Source organism: Caulobacter sp. LARHSG274, from assembly GCF_052871235.1.
The window spans coordinates 478361-496680 of sequence record NZ_JBIXJO010000002.1 but is presented as its reverse complement, the minus strand read 5'-3'; the positions used below and the strand labels follow the sequence as shown (position 1 = coordinate 496680).

The following is an 18320-nucleotide window of genomic DNA, read 5'->3' as shown; positions in this document are numbered from 1 at the left end:
GACCCCTGCAGTTTCAGCCCGCCGCGAGACAGGGAGGACCAATCTGTGTCGATCCCCGCTCCATCCCCGCCTACTGGGCCGCGAAAGCCAGGCGGTTTCCCGAAGTCAGGGCGGTCTTGGCCGCCAGCTCCGCCTTGGCGTCCTCGTATTGCTCTGCGAACTTGGCGATCAGCTCGGCCGCCGATAGCACCGTGTCGATCGCCCCGACGCCCTGGCCCGAGCCCCAGATGTCGCGCCAGGCCTTGGCGTCCTGGTTGCCGCCCGAGCCGAAGTTCATGGCCGACGGGTCGCTGACCGGCAGGTTGTCCGGGTCGAGGCCGGCCCGGACGATCGACTGGCGCAGATAGTTGCCGTGCACGCCGGTGAACAGGTTGGAATAGACGATGTCGTTGGCGCTGGCCTCGACGATGGTGTCTTTGTAGCCCTGCGGGGCGTTGGCCTCCCGGGTGGCGATGAAGGCCGAGCCGACATAGGCCAGGTCCGCGCCCATGGCCTGGGCGGCCAGGATCGAGCGGCCACAGGCGATGGCGCCCGACAGCGCCACCGGCCCGTCGAACCAGCGGCGGATCTCCTGGACCAGGGCGAAGGGCGACAGCACCCCGGCGTGGCCGCCGGCTCCGGCCGCCACCGGGATCAGGCCGTCGGCCCCCTTCTCGATGGCCTTGCGGGCGTGGCGGTCGTTGATCACGTCGTGCAGGGTGACGCCGCCATAGGCGTGGACCGCCTGGTTCAGGTCTTCCCGCGCGCCCAGCGAGGTGATCACCACCGGGACCTTGTGCTTGACGCAGAGGGCGACGTCCTCCTCCAGGCGGTTGTTGCTCTTGTGGACGATCTGGTTGACCGCGAACGGGGCCGAGGGCGCGTCGGGATTGGCGCGGTCGTGGGCCGCCAGTTCCTCGGTGATCCGCGCCAGCCATTCGTCCAGCTGCGAGATCGGCCGGGCGTTGAGGGCCGGGAACGATCCGACCACCCCGGCCTTGCACTGGGCGATCACCAGGTCGGGATTGCTGATGATAAATAACGGGGACGCGATAACCGGCAGGCGCAGGCGGTCGCGCAGGATCGGCGGCAAGGCCATGGAACTGGTTTCCTTTCGACGACATACCGCGCCGGGCATATGAACAGCGTTAGCTTAAACGGTTGTTCGCCGGCCGCGCAAGCGCTTGACCTCCGTTGGGGCAGAGCGGCATCTGCTGGCAAAATAAGAAGATACCGCGTGCAGGAGACAGACGTCGTGACTGAGGCGATCACGCCGCTGGCCGAGGATTTCGGCCCCCCGGACCGGGTCCAGTGGCTGGCCCTGGTCGAAAAGACCCTCAAGGGCCAGGCCTTCGACGACGCCCTGGTGACCCGGACCGCCGACGGCGTCGCCATCCGGCCGCTCTACACCGTCGAGGACGGCGTGCTGGTGGCGCGCGACTTGCGGGCCCGCGATCCGGACCGGCCGTGGGACCTGCGCATGCGCGTCGCCCACCCTGACCCCCGCCAGGCCGCCGCCGAGGGCCTGAAGGACCTCGAAAACGGCGGCGCTTCGCTGCTGCTGGCCCTGGATCCGTCCGGCGTCAACGGCGTCGCCGTCGGGGCGCTGCAGGACCTGGCCCAGGCCCTGAACGGCGTGATGCTGGACCTGGCCCCGGTGGCCCTCGACGCCGGCTTCCTGGGTCCCAAGGCCGCCGACTGGCTGGGAACCCTGGCCAAGGCCGCCCCCAACGCCCCGCTGGCCTTCCACCTGGACCCGCTGACCGCCTTCACCCAGGCCGGAACCAGCCCCGGCCCGATCGAGGCCCACCTGGTCTCGGCCGCCACGGTCGGGGCGCGGCTGGCGGAGACCTATGCCAAGGCCAGCCTGTTCCTGGCCAGCGGCCGCGCGGTCCACGAGGCCGGCGGCTCCAACACCGAGGAACTGGCGGTGATGGCCGCCAGCGCCCTGGCCTACGCCAAGGCCCTGGTCCGCGCCGGCCTGTCGATGCAGGAGGCCTTCTCGCGCATCGTCCTGGGCGTCAGCCTCGACGCCGAATATTTCACCGGCGTGGCCAAGCTGCGGGCGGCCCGGGCCGTCTGGGCGCGGATCACCGAGGCCTGCGGCGTGTCGGCCCCGGCCGTGATCGAGGCCCGCTCCTCGCAGCGCATGCTGACCCGGGCCGACGCCTGGACCAACCTGCTGCGCCTGACCAGCGCCGGCTTCGCGGGCGCGGTCGGCGGGGCGGACGTCGTCCAACTGGGCGCGTTCAGCGACGCCTTGGGCCTGCCCACCGCCTTCGGCCGTCGCCAGGCCCGCAACACCCAGCTGGTGCTGATGGAGGAGAGCCACCTGGGCCGCGTCGCCGATCCGGCCGGCGGCTCCTGGTACCTCGACAGCCTGACCGACCAACTGGCCCGCGCCGCCTGGGGCGGCTTCCAGGCCATCGAGGCGGCCGGCGGGATCGTCACGGCGCTGGAAAGCGGCCTGGTCGCCGACATCGTCGGGGCCACCCGCGCCGCCCAACAGGCCCAGTTCGCCGACAAGAGCCGCAAGATTCTCGGCGTCACCGCCTTCCCCAACGCCGACGACAAGCCAGTGGAGGTGGCGACGCCCGACCCCGCCGACTTCGCGGTCGACGCCCCCAGCGTCCGCCTGCCTGGCCCGGACTCCCGTTGTCCGCCCCTGTCCCCGATCCGCTTTTCCGCCGCCTTCGAGGGAGCCCCCATGGGGGTACAGGCATGAGCAAGTTCCCCGATTTCAAGGACGTCGCCTACGAAGCCGGCGCGACCGCCGCCGCGCCCGAAGGCGCGGCCTGGGCCACGCCCGAGGGGATCGAGGTGGCGCCCGCCTTCACCCCGGCCGACACGGCGGACCTGGACTTCACCGGCGGCTATCCCGGCGTCGCGCCCTATCTGCGCGGCCCCTATCCGACCATGTACGTGACCAATCCGTGGACGGTGCGGCAGTACGCGGGCTTCTCGACCGCCGAGGACAGCAACGCTTTCTACAGACGCAACTTGGCCGCGGGCCAGATGGGCCTGTCGGTGGCCTTCGACCTGGCCACCCACCGCGGCTATGACAGCGACCACGAGCGGGTGAAGGGCGATGTCGGCATGGCGGGCGTCGCCATCGACTCGATCCTCGACATGCGCACGCTGTTTTCCGGCATCCCGCTCGACAAGATGAGCGTGTCGATGACCATGAACGGCGCGGTGCTGCCGATCCTGGCGCTCTATATCGTCGCGGCCGAGGAACAGGGCGTCGGGCCCGAGAAGCTGTCGGGGACCATCCAGAACGACATCCTCAAGGAGTTCATGGTCCGCAACACCTACATCTATCCGCCCGGCCCCTCGATGCGGATCATCTCCGACATCTTCGCCTTCACCTCGGAGAAGATGCCGAAGTTCAACTCGATCTCGATCAGCGGCTACCACATGCAGGAAGCCGGGGCGACGGCCGACCTGGAGCTGGCCTACACCCTGGCCGACGGGGTCGAATACGCCCGGGCCGGCGTGGCGGCGGGCATGAGCATCGACGCCTTCGCCCCGCGCCTGTCGTTCTTCTGGGCGATCGGCATGAACTACTTCATGGAGGTCGCTAAGATGCGCGCCGCCCGCCTGCTGTGGGCGCGGCTGATGAAGCGCGAGTTCGCGCCCAAGGACGACCGCTCGCTGTCCTTGCGCACCCACAGCCAGACTTCGGGCTGGTCGCTGGCCGCCCAGGACGTGTTCAACAACGTCGCCCGCACCTGCGTCGAGGCGATGGCGGCGGTCAATGGCCAGACCCAGAGCCTGCACACCAACGCCCTGGACGAGGCCCTGGCCCTGCCGACCGACTTCTCGGCCCGCATCGCCCGCAACACCCAGCTGTTCCTGCAGATGGAAAGCGGCACGACCCGCGTCGCCGACCCCTGGGGCGGCAGCTACTATGTCGAGCGCCTGACCCACGACCTGGCGGTCAAGGCCCTGGCCCATATCGAGGAGGTCGAGGCGGCCGGCGGCATGGCCAAGGCCATCGAGCAGGGCATCCCCAAGCTGCGCATCGAAGAAGCCGCCGCCAAGACCCAGGCCCGCATCGACGCCAATCGCCAGAGCGTGGTCGGGGTCAACCGCTACAAGCCGGAAGTCGCCGACGTCATCCCGATGCTGAAGGTCGACAATTCGTCGGTCCGCACCCAGCAGCTGGAGAAGCTGGCGCGGCTGAAGGCCGAGCGCGATCCGGCCGCGACGGCGGCGGCGCTGCAGGCGCTGGAGGACGGGGCCCGGGGGACCGGCAACCTGCTGGCCCTGGCGGTCGACGCCGCCCGCGCCAAGGCCACGGTCGGCGAGATCAGCCTGGCCATGGAGAACGTCTTCGGCCGCCACCGCGCCACCATCCAGGCGATCCAGGGCGTCTATGGCGCCGAGGCCGGCGCCGATCCCAAGGCCGCCCGGGCCCGGGCCATGGTCGCCGCCTTCCAGGAAGCCCACGGCGGTCCGCCCCGCATCCTGGTGGCCAAGATGGGCCAGGACGGCCACGACCGCGGCCAGAAGGTGATCGCCAGCGCCTTTTCCGACCTCGGCTTCGACGTCGACATCGGCCCGCTGTTCCAGACCCCGGCCGAGGCCGCCAAGCTGGCGGTCGACAACGCCGTCCACATCGTCGGGGCCAGCTCGCTGGCGGCGGGGCACCTGACCCTGGCCCCGGAGCTGAAGGCGGAACTGGCCAAGCAGGGCCGCCCAGACATCATGATGGTGGTCGGCGGCGTGATCCCGCCGCAGGACTTCCAGGCCCTGATCGACGCCGGCACCGCGGCGATCTTCCCGCCCGGCACGGTGGTCGCCGAGGCGGTGATCGAGCTGCTCGACAAACTGAACAGGCAGCTGGGCTATACGCAGGGCGAGGCGGCGTAGGGGGGCGCGGACGGGCGACTACCTGCATCGTCTCTTGATGGCATATCCCTGAAAGTGACGCTCCAGGGCGCATGCGACCGACGCATGGTGAAGAACTCATCCGCCACATCGCCCAAGGCCCGTTCATGCTTTTGCCCTCCGCCCGGGAGAAAACCACAAAGGCGCGCGTCGTCCTTGGCATCGTGTTCTGCTTCCTGTTCCCCAGCTGGGTGATCGGCATCGCATTCGGCGGTTCAGCCGGAATCGTGCTCGGCCCTCTGCTTGGCTTGTTCCTCGGGTGGCCGTTCGTCGGCGTCGCCTGCGGACTCTGGGCTCTGCTGCACGGCGCGGCATTGCACCACAAGGCTTGCGCCGCAACCGTGGGCGTGGCGGCGGGTTTGGCGGTCAGGCAGATCATGTTTCAGGCGGATCTCGCTCGTCCGCCCCTGATCGGCTTCGTTGTTCTCGGCGTCGCCACCGGACTAGGCGCCTGGTGGATCGCCTATTGCCGCCAGGACAGTGTGCCCGAACCCGTCGTCACACGTCCGCCGCTGAGCCTATGACGGACGGACCTGCCGCCGATCCGCTGAGCGCGCGCGGCGCGTCTCTCACGAACCGCGCCGCCCAAGACCCCTCGGGAGTCTCAGGCGGCGCGTGATCGCGCGATTCTAGAACGGCAGGTTGTAGAGCTCGACCGCGTTGCGTTCCAGAACTCGGCGGCGCACCTCGTGGTCGTAGGCGCCGAGCGATTTCATGATGTGATCCTGCACGCCCGGATACAGCGAGGTCGGGTGCGGGAAGTCGGTCTCGAACATCACCTTGTTGATGCCGATCGTCTCCAGCAGCTTCTGCGGACCGACCGTCTCGAACCAGTAGGTCACCCAGAAATTGTCGCGGAAATAGTCGTGCGGCCGCTTTTGCAGGACCTTCGACTTGTTGGGCAGCATTTCCCGGAACTGGTGCTCATAGGCCTCCAGCGCGAAGGGCACCCAACCCATGCCGCTCTCGATCAGGCCGATCTTCAGCTTGGGATGGCGGTCCAGACGGCCGCTGACCATCCAGTTGCCCATGGTCGCGGCGTTGCCGATCGAGAACATGGTCGCGACCACGGCCAGCGACTGTTCGAACTCGAAGCCCTTCCAGACCAGGGTGTTGGGATCGATCGCGGCGTTGAGGTGGAAGTTGATCGGCGCGCCGTAGGCTTCGCACATCTCCAGGAACGGGGTCCAATAGTCGTCCAGGAACGACGGCAGGCCCAGGCGCTCGGGCGTGTCGGGCAGCACGAAACCCTTCAGGCCGCCGTCGAGGACCCGCCGCGCCTCGGCTTCCATCGCCGCCTTATCCCACAGCGGCAGATGGGCCATGGTGAAGAGCCGCTGGCCGGACTCTTCCTGCCGTTCCATGGCGGCGTCGTTGTAGAGCTTGATGATGGTGACGGCGAGTTCGTTGTCGCCCAGCGCCATCAGCGATCCGGCCTGGGTGACGCCCGAGTTCTGGAAGCAGATCTGGGCGTACACGCCCATGTCGTCCATGGCCTGCAGGCGCGCCTTGGTCTGGTAGGCGCCCAGATGGCCTTCGTCGATGGTCGGGAAGGCCAGACGGCCCAGGACCTTGTTGTTGTCGGCGCGGATCACGTTGCCGCCCAGCGAGCCGAAGTTGCGGTCGCCGACGAACCAGCGGTCGACGCCGTCGACGCGGCGCACCTCGGGCACCTGGCCCTTGAACTTGCCCGGCGCGCGCGAGGTGAACAGGTCCGGCGCCTCGGTGATGTGGGTGTCGGTGTCGACGATCTTGATGCCCGCGAGGGCGGGATCGAGGCCGCGCGAGGCCGCGGCGTAGTCGACCTCCCGGATGACTCCGCCCGCCTTGTAGCCCTCTTCGTTCCAATAGGTCCGCGCTGCGCTGGCGAGTTCCGGTGCTTTGTCTTGGCTCATGGCGTCCTCCATCACGGCCAAAGTCCCCAAGACGCGCCCTTATTCAACTCTCGGCGTGCAGATATCGCCGGAGCGCAAAATCACCTCTTTCTGCGTCTGAACCGACGACAAGATCGCCGATTTGGGGCCACTGCTTGACCTCATGCTCGCCGGGACGCAAGGAGCCGCCATGACCGAGAGGCAGACCCGCGAGGCGCAGGCGATCGCCGATCGCGTCCTGGAGTTCGCCGAAGAGGTCGAGGCGTCGGGCCAGTCCGCCGTCGACGGCGCGGCCCTGGAGGCCGCCCGGGCGGCGCTGCACAGGTGGGTCGACGGCCTGACCGGCGTGGTGGTGATGCCCGCCTTCGGACGGGTCACCGTCATCCATCAGAACGGCAGCCAATCGACCATCTCGTCCCCCGACCTGCCCTTCGCCATGAGCGCGCCCGTCGGCAAGGGCTCCTAGCGCACGTTTACTTCAAGTTGAATCGTAGCTCTCAAATCCCCGTCTCCCCGGCGAAGGCCGGGGCCCAGGTGAAACCCACGAGCCGCTCAGGATGAATCTGGGTCCCGGCCTTCGCCGGGAAGACGGAGGAAGGGGAGAGCGCTTTAACGCCGCCAGCCGGTCCAGCGCCGCTTGCCGGCCGACCGCTTCAGCGCGACCTCGTCCGGCGGGCCGTGGCGGGCCTCGATGTCCTTCTGCAGGGCCTTGGCGGCCATCAGGTGGCCGGGGAACAGGGTGTCGACGGCCCAGCCCAGCACCGGCACGGTGTCCGACAGGTTGTCGGCGGCCAGGTAGGCGGCCATCCGCGCCAGGGTCATGGGCGAGGCCTTGGCCTGGACGCCGTGATAGAGCAGCAGGCCCCCGGCGCCGAGGCCGTAGGCCAGGCCCGCGCCCGGGACCCAGGCCAGCACGCCGTCCAGTCCCAGGCCGAACGGACCGATGCCGATCAGCCGGTCCGACAGCCGCTTGATCGTCTCGGCCCGACGCCAGGCCTGGTGGGCCGTTCGACGGGGATCGGCAGGGCCTTCGTCGACGACATAGCCCTCGACAGGCTCGGCGATGCGCTGGTTCATCCTGGATCAACGCCCAGTGCGCAGGTTGGTTGTCGACCGGGCGACCTAGAGGTTCGCCAGCCGCTTGGCCTGGGCCACCCAGGCGTCGCGCTCGGCCCGGCCCTTGAGGTTGAGCTTGACGTCGAAATCGGCCAGCTCTTCAGGCCCCCAGGCGGCGATCTGGGCGAAGCGGGTGACGCCCAGCTCGGCCAGGGAGGCCGAGAGCTTGGGACCGATGCCGACCAGCAGGGTCAGGTCGTCGGCGGCCGCCTCGGCCGTTTCGGCGGCGGCTTCGACGACGGGTTCCGGCTCGGGTACGACCGTTTCGACGACCTCGGGGGCCGCGGCCTTGGCGTCTTCCAGCACCGCCTCGGTCGAGTCGGCGACGGCTTCGACCACCGCGGCGGCCGCCTGCACCGGCGCTTCGAGGATTTCGGCGGTCGCGGCGACCACCTGGGCCGGGGCGTCGAGGGTTTCGACCGCCGCTGAGGTGGCGACCGGCGCCTCGATCACCGGATCGAACACCAGTTCCGGCTGCGGCGCGGGCGTCTTGGCCATCACCGCTTCGAGATTGACGGCCTCGCGCCAGCGCGAGGACCACCACCACCAGGTCGCCCCGGCCATGGCCGCGCCGCCGAACATCAGCCACAGGGGCGAGGCCGCGCCGGCCAGCAGGTTGGGACCCTTTTCCGGATCGATCTTGGGGACGTCGGGTAGGAACGGCAAGGTCATGCGCAGGCTCCAACAACCGTTTTGTTGCAACGCAGCATAACACAGTTATGGGCTTCGCAATCGCGAAAATATCGATTTCAGGTCAGACCAGGCCGACGGCGCCCAGCGCCAGGCCAGCGGCGACCATCGCCCCCACCACCGCCAGGATCGGGGCGCGCAAACCCAGCACCAGCATGCAGGCCAGGCCGGTCAGGCCCAAGGCGGCGAGGTTCAGGCTGTGCACGTCGGGCAGCTCGACGCGCAGCGGGCCCCAGCTTCGCAGCTCGCCGACCCGGAACAGCAGGTGGACGGCGAACCACACCGCCAGGTTGGCGATCACCCCGACCGCGGCGGCCGAGACCAGGGCCAGGGCCCGGGCCGGGCGAGGTCGGGCCCGCAGCCGCTCGATCAGCGACCCGCCGGCGAAGATCCACAGGAAAGACGGCGCGAAGGTGGTCCAGGCCGCCATCAGCCCGCCGCCCAGGCCGGCGATCCAGGCCAGCTCCGGCGGCGCGTTCTGATAGGCGCCGACGAAGCCGACGAAGACCAGCACCAGGACCAGCGGCCCGGGCGTGGTCTCGGCCAGGCCCAGGCCGTCGAGCATCTGGGTCGGGGCCAGCCAGCCATAGGTCCCCGCCGCCTGGCTGACATAGGCCAGGGCCGCATAGGCGCCGCCGAAGCTGACCACCGCCAGGGTGCTGAACACCCCGCCCATCCGGGCCACGGCCGAGCCGGGCGCCAAGGCCAGGGCCGCGGCGACCGGCGTCAGCCACACGGCCAGGCAGACCAGGGCCGTCCGCCAGGCCGGCCGCAGGGGCGCCGCCGGCGGCTCCTCGGCCGCGACCGGACCGCCGCCCAGGGCCCAGCCGGCGGCGCCGGCCGCCAGGATCACCAGCGGGAACGGCAGGCCGGTGATCGCCAGGGCCAGAAAGGCCAGCCCCGCCGCCCACCAGGTCGCCGCGTCCTTGATCGCCCGCCCGCCCATCCGCAGCAGGGCCTGCAGCACCAGGGCCACCACCGCCGCCTTCAGCCCCAGCAGGGCCGGCCCCGCCCAGGCGGCTTGGCCATGGACGACGTACAGGGCCGAAAGCCCCAGCATCACAAGCAGGCCCGGCAGCACGAACAGCAGGCCCGCCGCCACCCCGCCGCGGATCCCGTGCAGCCGCCAACCCAGCCAGGTGGCCAGCTGCTGGGCCTCCGGGCCCGGCAGCAGCATGCAGAAGCTCAGGGCGTGGGCGAAGCGGGCCTCGTCGATCCAGCCGCGGTGCTCGACCACCTCGCGATGCAGCAGGGCGATCTGGCCGGCCGGGCCGCCAAATCCCAGGCAGCCGACCTTGAGCCAGACCCAGAACGCCTCGCGGAAGCTGGGCGGGCCCTGGGTCAAGCCGCGCCCGCGCGCCAGATCCGCGCCGAGGCCCCCGCCTCGCCCAGATGGTCGGCCAGCCACTGGGTGACCTCGACGACCGCAGGCTCGACCGCCTTGGGCGCGCCGACCAGCACCATGGCGCAGCCGTTCATCTTCATCGGGTCCCGCAACGGCCGCAGCCGCAGCTCGGCGGCTAGCACGTCGTTGGTGACGGTTTCCACCCCGCGCATGAAGGCGTCGAAGGTCTCCAGGTCCTTCAGCGGCGTCCAGACCGCGATCACGGCGCGCGGGTCGCGGGCCAGTACCGCCCTGATGGCGGCGACGGTCTGGGCGTAGTCGTCGCTGCGTTCGAACGGCGGGTCGATCAGCATGAAGGTTCGGCCGCCCTTCCCCGCCCGGGCCGCGGCCGTGGCGTAGCCGTCGTCCTTGACCGCCTGGGCGAAGGCGTAGGGGGCCAGCGAGCGGCGCAGGCTGTCGAAGTCGTCGGGCCGCAGCTCGCAGGCGGCGTAGCGGTCGGCCTTGCGCAGGTGGCGGGCGATCAGCAGCGGCGAGCCCGGATAGAGCGGCCCCTCGCCGCCGCCGTTCAGCGCCTTCACCGCCGCCACCAGGGGGGCGAACACGGCCGGCAGGTCCTGGCTCGCCAGCAACCGGCCGATCCCCGCCGCCGCCTCGCCCGAGCGCTGGGCCATGTCGCCGCCGAGGTCGTAGGCGCCGGCCCCGGCGTGGGTGTCGATCACCGACAGCGGCGAGGCCTCGGCCGTCAGACTCTGGAGCAGGGCGATCAGGATCGCGTGCTTCTGCAGGTCGGCGAAATTGCCGGCGTGGAAGGCGTGTCGGTAGTTCATGTCTGGCGCGTCGCTCCCGGAACCGGCGCTCCGTCTATCACGTTGGCGAAGAGAGTTGGGGCGAAGGATAGGTGGGAAGCCGGCTCCCCGGCCCGGTGTTTTTCGACGTGGCGACCATGGCGCGTGATACGGCCTCCGATCCTTCCCCGCCCGTCCCCTCCGCCCTGACCTATGTCCACGACCACGAGCCGGGCCTGCGCCGCCTGGTCCGCGGCGACGGCTTCGCCTATGTCGATGCGGACGGCCGTCCGGTGAAGGACGCGGCGACCCTGGACCGCATCCGGCGCCTGGCCATCCCCCCGGCCTGGACCGAGGTCTGGATCTGCCCCGACCCGAACGGCCACATCCAGGCGGTCGGCCGCGACCAGAAGGGCCGCAAGCAGTACCGCTATCATCCTAACTGGCGCGCCGACCGCGATGCGCGCAAGTACGGCCGCATGGCCGCCTTCGGCCGCGCCCTGCCCCGGCTGCGGCGGCGGGTGGCGGCCGACCTGTCGCTCAGGGGCCTGCCGCGCGACAAGGTGCTGGCCGCGGTGGTCAGCCTGCTGGAACTAACCCTGATCCGGGTCGGCAATGACGAATACGCCAAGGCCAACAAGAGCTTTGGCCTGACGACCCTGCGCAAGCGCCACCTGAGGCTGGCCGGCGGCGGGGCGGTGTTCGAGTTCCGGGGCAAGAGCGGCAAGGTCCACAGGACCGGCTTTCGCGACCGCCGCCTGGCCCGGATCATCGCCGCCTGCGAGGAACTTCCCGGCCAGCGCCTGTTCCAGTATGTCGACGACGACGGCCACCGGCGCGCGGTCGAGAGCGGCGACGTCAACGCCTATATCCGCGCCGCCTGCGGCGACGACTTCACGGCCAAGGACTTCCGCACCTGGGCCGGCTCGCTGGCGGCGCTGGAAGCGCTGAGCGTGCAACCGCGCCCCGCCAGCCCGGCCGAGGCCAAGCGCGCGGTGAACCTCTGCGTCAAGGCCGTGGCCGGCCTGCTGGGCAACACCCCCGCCGTCTGCCGCGCCGCCTACATCCACCCCAAGGTGCTGGAAGCCTTCGAGGCCGGCCAATTGCCCCGACGCCGGGGCACGCCCTCGCCGAGAGCCCGCGAACTGGCGCTGCTGCGGCTGGTCGGCGATTGAATTATTATCGATTGACAGAAATTATTTTCGGAACGACCTTGGCCTCAAGGAGAACGCCATGGCCGCCATCATCAGACTTGCCTCCCGCATCCGCTCCACCCCCAAGACGACTGAGACGCCCGCCCAGCGGCGCGTGCGCCTGGGCAGCCGGGGGTTGGAGATCCTGTTCACCGCCCTGTTCGGGCTGTGTGTGCTGGTCGCCCTGGCCGCGTTCGCGACCATGCTGTTCTACAAGGGCGAGCTGGTGCGGATCGGGCCCGACAACTGCTATATCGGCGAGGGCCCGGCCAATTCGGTGGCCTTCGGGTCCCTGCCCCTGATCCACCGGCTGGTCTATGTGCTGGTCGGCGTGGTGCGGGCTACGCCGATCATCATGATCTTCTGGAGTCTACGGGGCCTGTTCCGGCTCTATGCCCGGGGGCAGGTGTTCGCGCCCGCCAACGCCGCCCAGTTTCGGCGGATCGGGGTGTGGCTCTGCGTCTACGCCCTGTCGCCGTTCGCCTGCCACCTGTTCCTCAGCGCCACCGGCTACGAGATCGACAAGAACTGGGCCCACATGGCCAGCCTGCAGGCCTTCGTCCTGGGCCTGCTGGTGTTCGTGATCGGCCAGGTGATGCAGGTCGGGCGCGAGATCGAGGAAGACCGCGAGGCGTTCATCTGATGCCGATCATCCTGCGCCTCGACGTGATGCTGGCCCGGCGCAAGGTGCGCTCCAACGTCCTGGCCCGCGCCATCGGCATCACCGAAGCCAATCTCTCCCTGCTCAAGTCGGGCAAGGTCAAGGGCATGAAGTTCGAGACCCTGGAGGCGATCTGCGCCTACCTCCAGTGCCAGCCGGGCGACATCCTCGAATATGCGCCCGAGCAAACCCCGGAGCGGGACCAGGACGCGTTCAAGCGCGCCGGCTGACCGGCGCTTCAACCGGAGACTTCGATGCGACTGTTTTCAACGCCCGCCGCGGCGATCGCCCTCGGCTGCCTGCTGCTCGGCGCGCCGCTGACGGCTCAGGCCGCGCCCAGCTTCGCCGCCGTCGAGGGCGGCAAGATCGCCTACGAGACCTGCGGCGCGGGGCCCAAGACGATCGTCCTGCTGCACGACGGCATCCTCGACGACTCGGCCTTCGACGACGCCTCGCCCCTGCTGTGCGCGCGCTTCCACGTCGTGCGCTACGACCGTCGGGGCTATGGCGCCTCGCCCGCCGCGACCGCGCCCTATAATGCCGCCGCCGATCTGGGCGCAGTGATGAAGGCGGCGGGCGTCGCCCACGCCACCCTGGTCGGCTCGTCGTCCGGCGGCGGGATCGCCGTCGACTTCGCCCTCGCCCATCCGGACACGGTCGATGGGCTGGTGCTGGTCGGAGCGGCGGTGAACGGCTTCCGGCCCACCCAGCACTTCATCAACCGCACGATCGGCATCATGACACTCGCCGCCCAGGGCAAGATCGCCGAGGCCGCCAAGGACCCCTACATCCTGACGCCCGGGGCGGACGCGGCCCGCGCCAAGGTGGTGGCCGACCTGACCGCCCACCCCGGCAATCTGGGCGCGGCTCAGATGATCGCCGACGGCCCGCCCGCTATGCCGCGCCTGGGTGAAATCAAGGTCCCGACCCTGATCGTCACCGGCGAGGTCGACATCGCCGACGTCCACGCCCATGCCGGCGCCCTGGAAGCGCTGATCCCCGGCGCGACCCGCGTGGTGATGACCGGCGGCGGCCACTTCATCTACCTGGAACAGCCCCAGGCCTTCGCCGATCTGGTGGCCGGATTCGTCGACAAGGAGTAGCGATCGGCCGCGGCGTTCATAGGTTAGGTCTCCAGGCCCGACCGGAGACCCCCATGAGCGCCGCGAAACTGTTCACCCCCTTTCGCGTCGACGGCCTGGAGCTGGCCAACAGGATCGTGATCGCGCCGATGTGCCAGTATTCGGCGGTCGAGGGTCAGATGACCGACTGGCATGTGGTGCATCTGGGCCAGCTGGCGCAGTCGGGGGCGGCCCTGCTGACCATCGAGGCCACCGCCGTGCTGCCCGAGGGCCGGATCAGCTATGGCGACGTCGGCCTCTATTCCGACGACACCGAGGCGGCCATGGATCGTGTGCTGGACAGCGTCCGGCGCTGGTCGGACATGCCGATCGCCCTTCAGCTGGCCCATGCCGGCCGCAAGGCCTCGACCGAGGTCCCCTGGAAGGGCGGCGGCCAGATTCCCGCCGACCACGACCACGGCTGGCCGACGGTCTCGGCCTCGAACATTCCGTTCGGCGACAAGGACGCCGCTCCGGCCGCCCTCGACCGCGACGGCCTGAAGCGGGTGCGCCAGGCCTTCGTCGATTCCGCCAAACGCGCCGTCCGCCTGGGGCTGGACGCGGTGCAGCTGCACGGGGCGCACGGCTACCTGCTGCACCAGTTCCTGTCGCCGCTGTCCAACCGTCGCGACGACGACTACGGCGGCTCGCTGGAGAACCGCATGCGCTTTCCGCTGGAGGTGTTCGAGGCCGTGCGCGCCGCCTTCCCGGCCGGGCGGCCGGTGACCATGCGGGTCTCGGGCTCCGACTGGGTCGAGGGCGGCTGGACGATCGACGACACCGTCGCCTTCGCCCAGGCCCTGGAGACGCGCGGCTGCAGCGCCATCCACGTCTCCAGCGGCGGGCTTTCGGCCCGGCAGCAGATCCCGGCCGGGCCCAGCTACCAGATCCCGCTGGCCCGGGCCGTCAAGCAGGCGGTGAAGATGCCGGTGGTCGGGGTCGGGCTGATCACCGAGTTCGAACAGGCCGAGGCGATCATCGGCGCCGGCGACGCCGACCTGGTCGCCCTGGCCCGGGCCATGCTCTACGACCCGCGCTGGCCCTGGCATGCGGCGGCCCATTTCGGCGCCCAGGTGACCGCGCCCAACCAGTACCTGAGGTCGCAGCCGCGCCAGCACAAGGACCTGTTCGCGGCCCCGCGCGACCGGTAGCCAAGATCACCCCGCGTGCGCCTTCAGCGCCGTCTTCAGCTCCTCGACCATCATCGCCTTCAGCGCCGGCGGCGAGACGATCTCCACCGCATCGGCCCAGGTGAACAGGTGCCAGGACAGTTCCAGCATGCCGCTGGCCCGGAAGGCGACGATCACCGAGCCGTCCGCCTCCTGGGTCACCGTCTGATTGGAGTGGAAGCGCCAGCGTAGGGCGTCGGCGGCGCGATCGGGGCGGATGCGCAGAACGACGTCGTACATCTCACCGTGATAGATGCCGAAGCTTTCGTCGGCGAAGGCCTGCAGCGAGAAGTCGGCCGGCGGCGGGGCCGGCCTGTCGAGCACCGCGATGTCGTGGATGCGGTCCAGCCGCCAGGAGCGCGGGCGCGGATTGCTCCCTTCCAGGGCCACCAGATAGTTGCTGCGGCCGAACAGTATGCCCAGCGGCGTCACCTCGCGCACCCGGCCGGGGGTGCCGCCGCCCTGGTAGCGGAACGACACCGCCTGCAGGCTCTTGACCGCCGTGCGGATGGCGGCCAGCACCTGTTCGTCCTCGAACGGCCGCGGGCCGGCGTGGACGGCGATGGTCTCGGCCTGGACCAGGGCCTCGACGTCCGGCGCGACCCGACGACGGGCCGCGCCGCGCAGGGCCGACAGCAGCTTGCGCTCCAGGGCGTACAGCGCCGCGGCGCGGGCGTCGGCCCCGGCGGCGGCGTAGCTGTCGGCCGCCGTGCGCAGGGCGGCCAGCTCCTCGGCGGTCGGGGTCTGGAACAGGCTGTCCAGGCCCGAGGGGATGCGGAAGCGCTTGGTCGGCGGATCCTCGATCGCCTCCATCTGCGGGAAGGCGGCCCACACCGCGTCGCGCATCCGCTCGGCCGTGCGCCGGCCCACGTCCATGGCGCGGGCCATCTCGTCCAGGGTCATGCCCTCGGAGGATCCGGCCAGCATCCGGGCCAGGTCCAGCAGGCGGGTGGCTTTGTCGTGACGCATGGCGCATCAATACGACCGTTTTTGACGTAAGGCACCTGCAAAAGAGAGGCTCAGAACACGCAAGGGGCCAAACGCCCCGTCAGGAGCCCCGATCATGACCCGCCTTGCTTGCCAGACCTGGCATACCGCCCCGGTCAGCGCCGCGATGATCTCGGCCGTGCTGGACTTCGCCGACGTCCATCGCGACCTCGGCGGCGGTCGCACCCTGCTGCGGCTGAGCCTCGAACGGGCGGCGCGGGCCGACGTCATCCTGCGGCTGGGGCGCGACGCCGAGCGGGCGGTCGACATCGGCCTGGTGTGGAACGACCGCGAGGACCAGATCGTGCGGGTCATCGACGACGCCGCCCTGCGCGCCTCGCGCCAGGCCGCCTGGGAGGAAGCCTTCGACCTGTTCGACGCCGAAGAGTCCGAACCGCCGCCGCAGCGCCTCTATGCTTGAGGACTTGAGACCAGCGGTCAAATCTTGAACTTGAAGGCGTGAAGGGACGCGAAAACTATATCTCGAAAAGCGTGCACGTCCTGAATCGGCTGTTAATCACCTCGGAAATTTAGTTTCCATGATTCACGCGACGTAAATCACGAGCTGGGAAGTTCGGGGCGAGCAAAATGCTCCCGATCGTCAAAACGACGTCGGATCCCTTGAATTAGGAACCCGCCGAAATGGCTCTGAACAGCATCAACACGAACTCGGGCGCGATGATCGCCCTGCAAAACCTGAACTCGACCAACGCCGAGCTGCAGGTCACGCAACAACGGATCAACACCGGCAAGAAGGTCGGCAACGCCAAGGACAACGGCGCGATCTGGGCGATGGCCAAGAACCAGTCGACCACCGCCAACTCGCTGAACGCCGTGAAGGACTCGCTGCAACGCGGCCAGTCGACCATCGACGTGGCCCTGGCGGCCGGCGACACCGTCACCGACCTGCTGGGCAAGATGAAGGAAAAGGCTCTGGCCGCTTCCGACACCTCGCTGAACACCGCTTCGTTCAACGCGCTGCAATCGGACTTCAACTCGCTGCGCGACCAGATCACCAAGGCCGTGACCAACGCCAAGTTCAACGGCGTTTCGATCGCCGACGGCAGCACCACCAAGCTGACCTTCCTGGCCAATGCCGACGGTTCGGGCTTCACGGTCAATTCCAAGACCCTGTCGCTGGTCGGCCTGGGCCTGAGCGCCACGTCGTCGTTCACGACCGCTGCGGCCGCCAAGACCATGATCACCACGATCAGCAACGCCCTGGGCACGGCCACCAACAAGCTGGCCTCGCTGGGCACCAGCTCGACCGGCCTGGACACCCACCTGACCTTCGTCGGCAAGCTGCAGGACAGCCTCGACGCCGGCGTGGGCAACCTGGTCGACGCCGACCTGGCCAAGGAAAGCGCCAAGCTGCAGTCGCTGCAAACCAAGCAGCAGCTGGGCATCCAGGCGCTGTCCATCGCCAACCAGTCGTCTTCGTCGATCCTCAGCCTGTTCCGCTAAGCCGAAACGGACTGAACCAAGCGTAGGAGAGGGGCGGGTCTTCGGATCCGCCCCTTTTTATTGAGCCAAGCCCGGCAGCGCCTTGCCCATCCGCACCAGCGGCACCGCGATCCCCGTCGAGGTCGAGGCGGAGAACCGTTCGATCTCGCGATAGCCGCAGGCCCGGTACAGCGGCTCGCCGGCCATGGTGGCGGCCATCTCGCAGCGGGCGAACCCCTCCCCCGCCGCGGCGGCCTCGCAGGCATCGAGGATCAGGCGGCCGACGCCCTTCCGCACATGGTCGGGGTGGGTGTACATCGCCCGCACCCGGGCCGCGTCGCGAGCGGGATCGAGCAGGGCCGCGTCGCGCCCGGCCGAGTGGTCGCCGCCGAACAGGGTGGCCCGCCGGCTCCAGCCGCCGCAGCCGGCCAGCGCCCCCTCGTCCTCGACCACGAAATAGGTGCCGTCGGCGACCAGCTGGCTGTCGAGCCCCATGATCTCGAACGAGGCCGCCACTTCCTGCGGCGGCAGGAAGGGATTGAGCAGCTCGCCGATCGCGGCGTTCATCAACGTGCGGAGCGCTTCCAGGTCTTCGGGGACGGCGAGACGTAACGTCAGACTCACGGGCGGCTCCTGCGGTGTCGGCCCGAACTTGGCGATGAACCGGAGCCACGCCAAGCCGCCGGCGCCGGCCGCGCCAAGGTTTTCCGTCCACCGCGAATTAATTTGCATGACAACGTTGTCACGAACATCGGATTGGGCTACAAGGTTCTCAGCCCTCTGGGCGTTTCCTCCTATGCGACTTCGGCCGTCTTCTGCTCCTGGAAGGCGGCCTTTCTTTTGCGCGTCAGGTCCGTCCGCCGATCCGGGCCAGAGCCCCGACCGCGCCGGCCGCGAACAGCCCGCTGCGCCAGGCGCTCTCGCGGTCCGGGGCCCGGCCGCTGGCGGCGACCCGGGCGTCGAAATCCATCACCTGCCAGGTCCATTCGTCATTGCCCGCGTGGATCACCACCGCGTAGTCGCGCACCTGCATCTGGTCGAAAGGCATCAGCCGGCTCCCTGCT

20 protein-coding genes are annotated in these 18320 nt (G+C 69.6%); 11 read left to right on the top strand and 9 right to left on the bottom strand.

Annotated features, from left to right (window positions below):
• Positions 1-70: 70 nt before the first annotated feature.
• Complete coding sequence (locus tag ACIPQB_RS06685; protein WP_446484432.1) at positions 71-1078, bottom strand: NAD(P)H-dependent flavin oxidoreductase; 1008 nt, start codon at positions 1076-1078, stop codon at positions 71-73.
• A gap of 168 nt (positions 1079-1246) precedes the next feature.
• Between ACIPQB_RS06685 and ACIPQB_RS06680 the strand changes: the two genes are divergently transcribed.
• From ACIPQB_RS06680 to ACIPQB_RS06670, 3 genes are all read left to right on the top strand, one after another.
• Positions 1247-2704 (top strand): methylmalonyl-CoA mutase subunit beta, encoded by a 1458-nt coding sequence (locus tag ACIPQB_RS06680; RefSeq protein WP_446484736.1) that lies wholly within the window; start codon positions 1247-1249, stop codon positions 2702-2704.
• Positions 2701-4854: a methylmalonyl-CoA mutase gene (gene scpA / locus ACIPQB_RS06675; protein ID WP_446484431.1), complete on the top strand. Its 2154-nt coding sequence runs from the start codon at positions 2701-2703 to the stop codon at positions 4852-4854. Before ACIPQB_RS06680 ends, scpA begins: the two co-directional genes overlap by 4 nt.
• 71 nt (positions 4855-4925) lie before the next feature.
• Entirely contained in the window at positions 4926-5396 is a 471-nt protein-coding gene (locus ACIPQB_RS06670; RefSeq protein ID WP_446484430.1) for a hypothetical protein, read from the top strand.
• A gap of 105 nt (positions 5397-5501) precedes the next feature.
• Here ACIPQB_RS06670 and ACIPQB_RS06665 read toward each other — a convergent pair whose 3' ends face one another.
• Positions 5502-6767, bottom strand: a complete 1266-nt coding sequence (locus ACIPQB_RS06665; RefSeq protein WP_446484429.1) for an amidohydrolase family protein — start codon at positions 6765-6767, stop codon at positions 5502-5504.
• Between the two features lie 169 nt (positions 6768-6936).
• Here ACIPQB_RS06665 and ACIPQB_RS06660 point away from each other — a divergent pair, with 169 nt between their 5' ends.
• Complete coding sequence (locus ACIPQB_RS06660) at positions 6937-7212, top strand: hypothetical protein (protein WP_446484428.1); 276 nt, start codon at positions 6937-6939, stop codon at positions 7210-7212.
• 143 nt (positions 7213-7355) lie between these two features.
• Here the strand turns inward: ACIPQB_RS06660 and ACIPQB_RS06655 are convergent, their stop codons facing one another.
• The 4 genes from ACIPQB_RS06655 to rlmJ all read right to left on the bottom strand — a co-directional run bounded on the left by ACIPQB_RS06655 (position 7356) and on the right by rlmJ (position 10724).
• Positions 7356-7823: a DUF4112 domain-containing protein gene (locus tag ACIPQB_RS06655; protein WP_446484427.1), complete on the bottom strand. Its 468-nt coding sequence runs from the start codon at positions 7821-7823 to the stop codon at positions 7356-7358.
• 45 nt (positions 7824-7868) lie between these two features.
• The gene (locus ACIPQB_RS06650; RefSeq protein ID WP_446484426.1) at positions 7869-8534 is read right to left on the bottom strand and encodes a hypothetical protein; all 666 of its coding nucleotides are present in this window, start codon (positions 8532-8534) and stop codon (positions 7869-7871) included.
• A gap of 82 nt (positions 8535-8616) precedes the next feature.
• Positions 8617-9897: a chromate efflux transporter gene (chrA, locus tag ACIPQB_RS06645; protein ID WP_446484425.1), complete on the bottom strand. Its 1281-nt coding sequence runs from the start codon at positions 9895-9897 to the stop codon at positions 8617-8619.
• Positions 9894-10724 (bottom strand): 23S rRNA (adenine(2030)-N(6))-methyltransferase RlmJ, encoded by an 831-nt coding sequence (gene rlmJ / locus ACIPQB_RS06640; protein ID WP_446484424.1) that lies wholly within the window; start codon positions 10722-10724, stop codon positions 9894-9896. Before rlmJ ends, chrA begins: the two co-directional genes overlap by 4 nt.
• 116 nt (positions 10725-10840) lie before the next feature.
• On the opposite strand from rlmJ, the gene ACIPQB_RS06635 reads away from it, so the two are divergent.
• Genes ACIPQB_RS06635 through ACIPQB_RS06615 form a run of 5 tightly spaced genes read left to right on the top strand, consistent with a single transcriptional unit; the run spans position 10841 to position 14808 of the window.
• The gene (locus ACIPQB_RS06635) at positions 10841-11857 is read left to right on the top strand and encodes a DNA topoisomerase IB (RefSeq protein ID WP_446484423.1); all 1017 of its coding nucleotides are present in this window, start codon (positions 10841-10843) and stop codon (positions 11855-11857) included.
• 58 nt (positions 11858-11915) lie between these two features.
• A complete protein-coding gene (locus ACIPQB_RS06630) occupies positions 11916-12518 on the top strand; it encodes a DUF2975 domain-containing protein (RefSeq protein ID WP_446484422.1) in 603 nt (200 codons plus the stop codon).
• On the top strand, positions 12518-12766 hold the full coding sequence (locus tag ACIPQB_RS06625) for a helix-turn-helix domain-containing protein (protein WP_446484421.1): 249 nt from the start codon (positions 12518-12520) through the stop codon (positions 12764-12766). The genes ACIPQB_RS06630 and ACIPQB_RS06625 overlap by 1 nt, the downstream gene beginning before the upstream one ends.
• 24 nt (positions 12767-12790) lie before the next feature.
• The gene (locus ACIPQB_RS06620) at positions 12791-13639 is read left to right on the top strand and encodes an alpha/beta fold hydrolase (protein WP_446484420.1); all 849 of its coding nucleotides are present in this window, start codon (positions 12791-12793) and stop codon (positions 13637-13639) included.
• Positions 13640-13692: 53 nt separating this feature from the next.
• Positions 13693-14808, top strand: coding sequence for an NADH:flavin oxidoreductase/NADH oxidase (locus ACIPQB_RS06615; protein ID WP_446484419.1), 1116 nt, complete (start codon positions 13693-13695; stop codon positions 14806-14808).
• 6 nt (positions 14809-14814) lie between these two features.
• On the opposite strand, the gene ACIPQB_RS06610 is transcribed toward ACIPQB_RS06615, so the two are convergent.
• On the bottom strand, positions 14815-15795 hold the full coding sequence (locus tag ACIPQB_RS06610) for a helix-turn-helix transcriptional regulator (RefSeq protein ID WP_446484418.1): 981 nt from the start codon (positions 15793-15795) through the stop codon (positions 14815-14817).
• Positions 15796-15889: 94 nt separating this feature from the next.
• Between ACIPQB_RS06610 and ACIPQB_RS06605 the strand changes: the two genes are divergently transcribed.
• Positions 15890-16234 (top strand): hypothetical protein, encoded by a 345-nt coding sequence (locus ACIPQB_RS06605; protein ID WP_446484417.1) that lies wholly within the window; start codon positions 15890-15892, stop codon positions 16232-16234.
• Positions 16235-16455: 221 nt separating this feature from the next.
• Positions 16456-17277, top strand: coding sequence for a flagellin (locus tag ACIPQB_RS06600; protein WP_446484416.1), 822 nt, complete (start codon positions 16456-16458; stop codon positions 17275-17277).
• 57 nt (positions 17278-17334) lie between these two features.
• On the opposite strand, the gene ACIPQB_RS06595 is transcribed toward ACIPQB_RS06600, so the two are convergent.
• Both ACIPQB_RS06595 and ACIPQB_RS06590 read right to left on the bottom strand, forming a co-directional pair.
• On the bottom strand, positions 17335-17823 hold the full coding sequence (locus tag ACIPQB_RS06595; protein WP_446484735.1) for a GNAT family N-acetyltransferase: 489 nt from the start codon (positions 17821-17823) through the stop codon (positions 17335-17337).
• A 280-nt stretch (positions 17824-18103) separates the two neighbouring features.
• Positions 18104-18304 carry a hypothetical protein gene (locus tag ACIPQB_RS06590; protein ID WP_446484415.1) on the bottom strand — a complete coding sequence of 67 codons (201 nt, stop codon included), beginning with the start codon at positions 18302-18304 and terminating at the stop codon, positions 18104-18106.
• Positions 18305-18320: the final 16 nt, after the last annotated feature.

Bases quoted from the DNA above. Each gene is read 5' to 3' on its own strand.
- ACIPQB_RS06685 (WP_446484432.1), bottom strand. From the start codon at position 1,078: ATGGCCTTGCCGCCGATCCTGCGCGACCGCCTGCGCCTGCCGGTTATC.
- ACIPQB_RS06590 (WP_446484415.1), bottom strand. From the start codon at position 18,304: ATGCCTTTCGACCAGATGCAGGTGCGCGACTACGCGGTGGTGATCCAC.
- ACIPQB_RS06670 (WP_446484430.1), top strand. From the start codon at position 4,926: ATGCGACCGACGCATGGTGAAGAACTCATCCGCCACATCGCCCAAGGC.
- ACIPQB_RS06605 (WP_446484417.1), top strand. From the start codon at position 15,890: ATGACCCGCCTTGCTTGCCAGACCTGGCATACCGCCCCGGTCAGCGCC.
- ACIPQB_RS06615 (WP_446484419.1), top strand. From the start codon at position 13,693: ATGAGCGCCGCGAAACTGTTCACCCCCTTTCGCGTCGACGGCCTGGAG.
- rlmJ (WP_446484424.1), bottom strand. From the start codon at position 10,724: ATGAACTACCGACACGCCTTCCACGCCGGCAATTTCGCCGACCTGCAG.
- ACIPQB_RS06600 (WP_446484416.1), top strand. From the start codon at position 16,456: ATGGCTCTGAACAGCATCAACACGAACTCGGGCGCGATGATCGCCCTG.
- ACIPQB_RS06610 (WP_446484418.1), bottom strand. From the start codon at position 15,795: ATGCGTCACGACAAAGCCACCCGCCTGCTGGACCTGGCCCGGATGCTG.
- scpA (WP_446484431.1), top strand. From the start codon at position 2,701: ATGAGCAAGTTCCCCGATTTCAAGGACGTCGCCTACGAAGCCGGCGCG.
- ACIPQB_RS06655 (WP_446484427.1), bottom strand. From the start codon at position 7,823: ATGAACCAGCGCATCGCCGAGCCTGTCGAGGGCTATGTCGTCGACGAA.
- ACIPQB_RS06660 (WP_446484428.1), top strand. From the start codon at position 6,937: ATGACCGAGAGGCAGACCCGCGAGGCGCAGGCGATCGCCGATCGCGTC.
- ACIPQB_RS06625 (WP_446484421.1), top strand. From the start codon at position 12,518: ATGCCGATCATCCTGCGCCTCGACGTGATGCTGGCCCGGCGCAAGGTG.
- ACIPQB_RS06650 (WP_446484426.1), bottom strand. From the start codon at position 8,534: ATGACCTTGCCGTTCCTACCCGACGTCCCCAAGATCGATCCGGAAAAG.
- ACIPQB_RS06630 (WP_446484422.1), top strand. From the start codon at position 11,916: ATGGCCGCCATCATCAGACTTGCCTCCCGCATCCGCTCCACCCCCAAG.
- ACIPQB_RS06665 (WP_446484429.1), bottom strand. From the start codon at position 6,767: ATGAGCCAAGACAAAGCACCGGAACTCGCCAGCGCAGCGCGGACCTAT.
- ACIPQB_RS06620 (WP_446484420.1), top strand. From the start codon at position 12,791: ATGCGACTGTTTTCAACGCCCGCCGCGGCGATCGCCCTCGGCTGCCTG.
- ACIPQB_RS06595 (WP_446484735.1), bottom strand. From the start codon at position 17,823: ATGAACGCCGCGATCGGCGAGCTGCTCAATCCCTTCCTGCCGCCGCAG.
- ACIPQB_RS06635 (WP_446484423.1), top strand. From the start codon at position 10,841: ATGGCGCGTGATACGGCCTCCGATCCTTCCCCGCCCGTCCCCTCCGCC.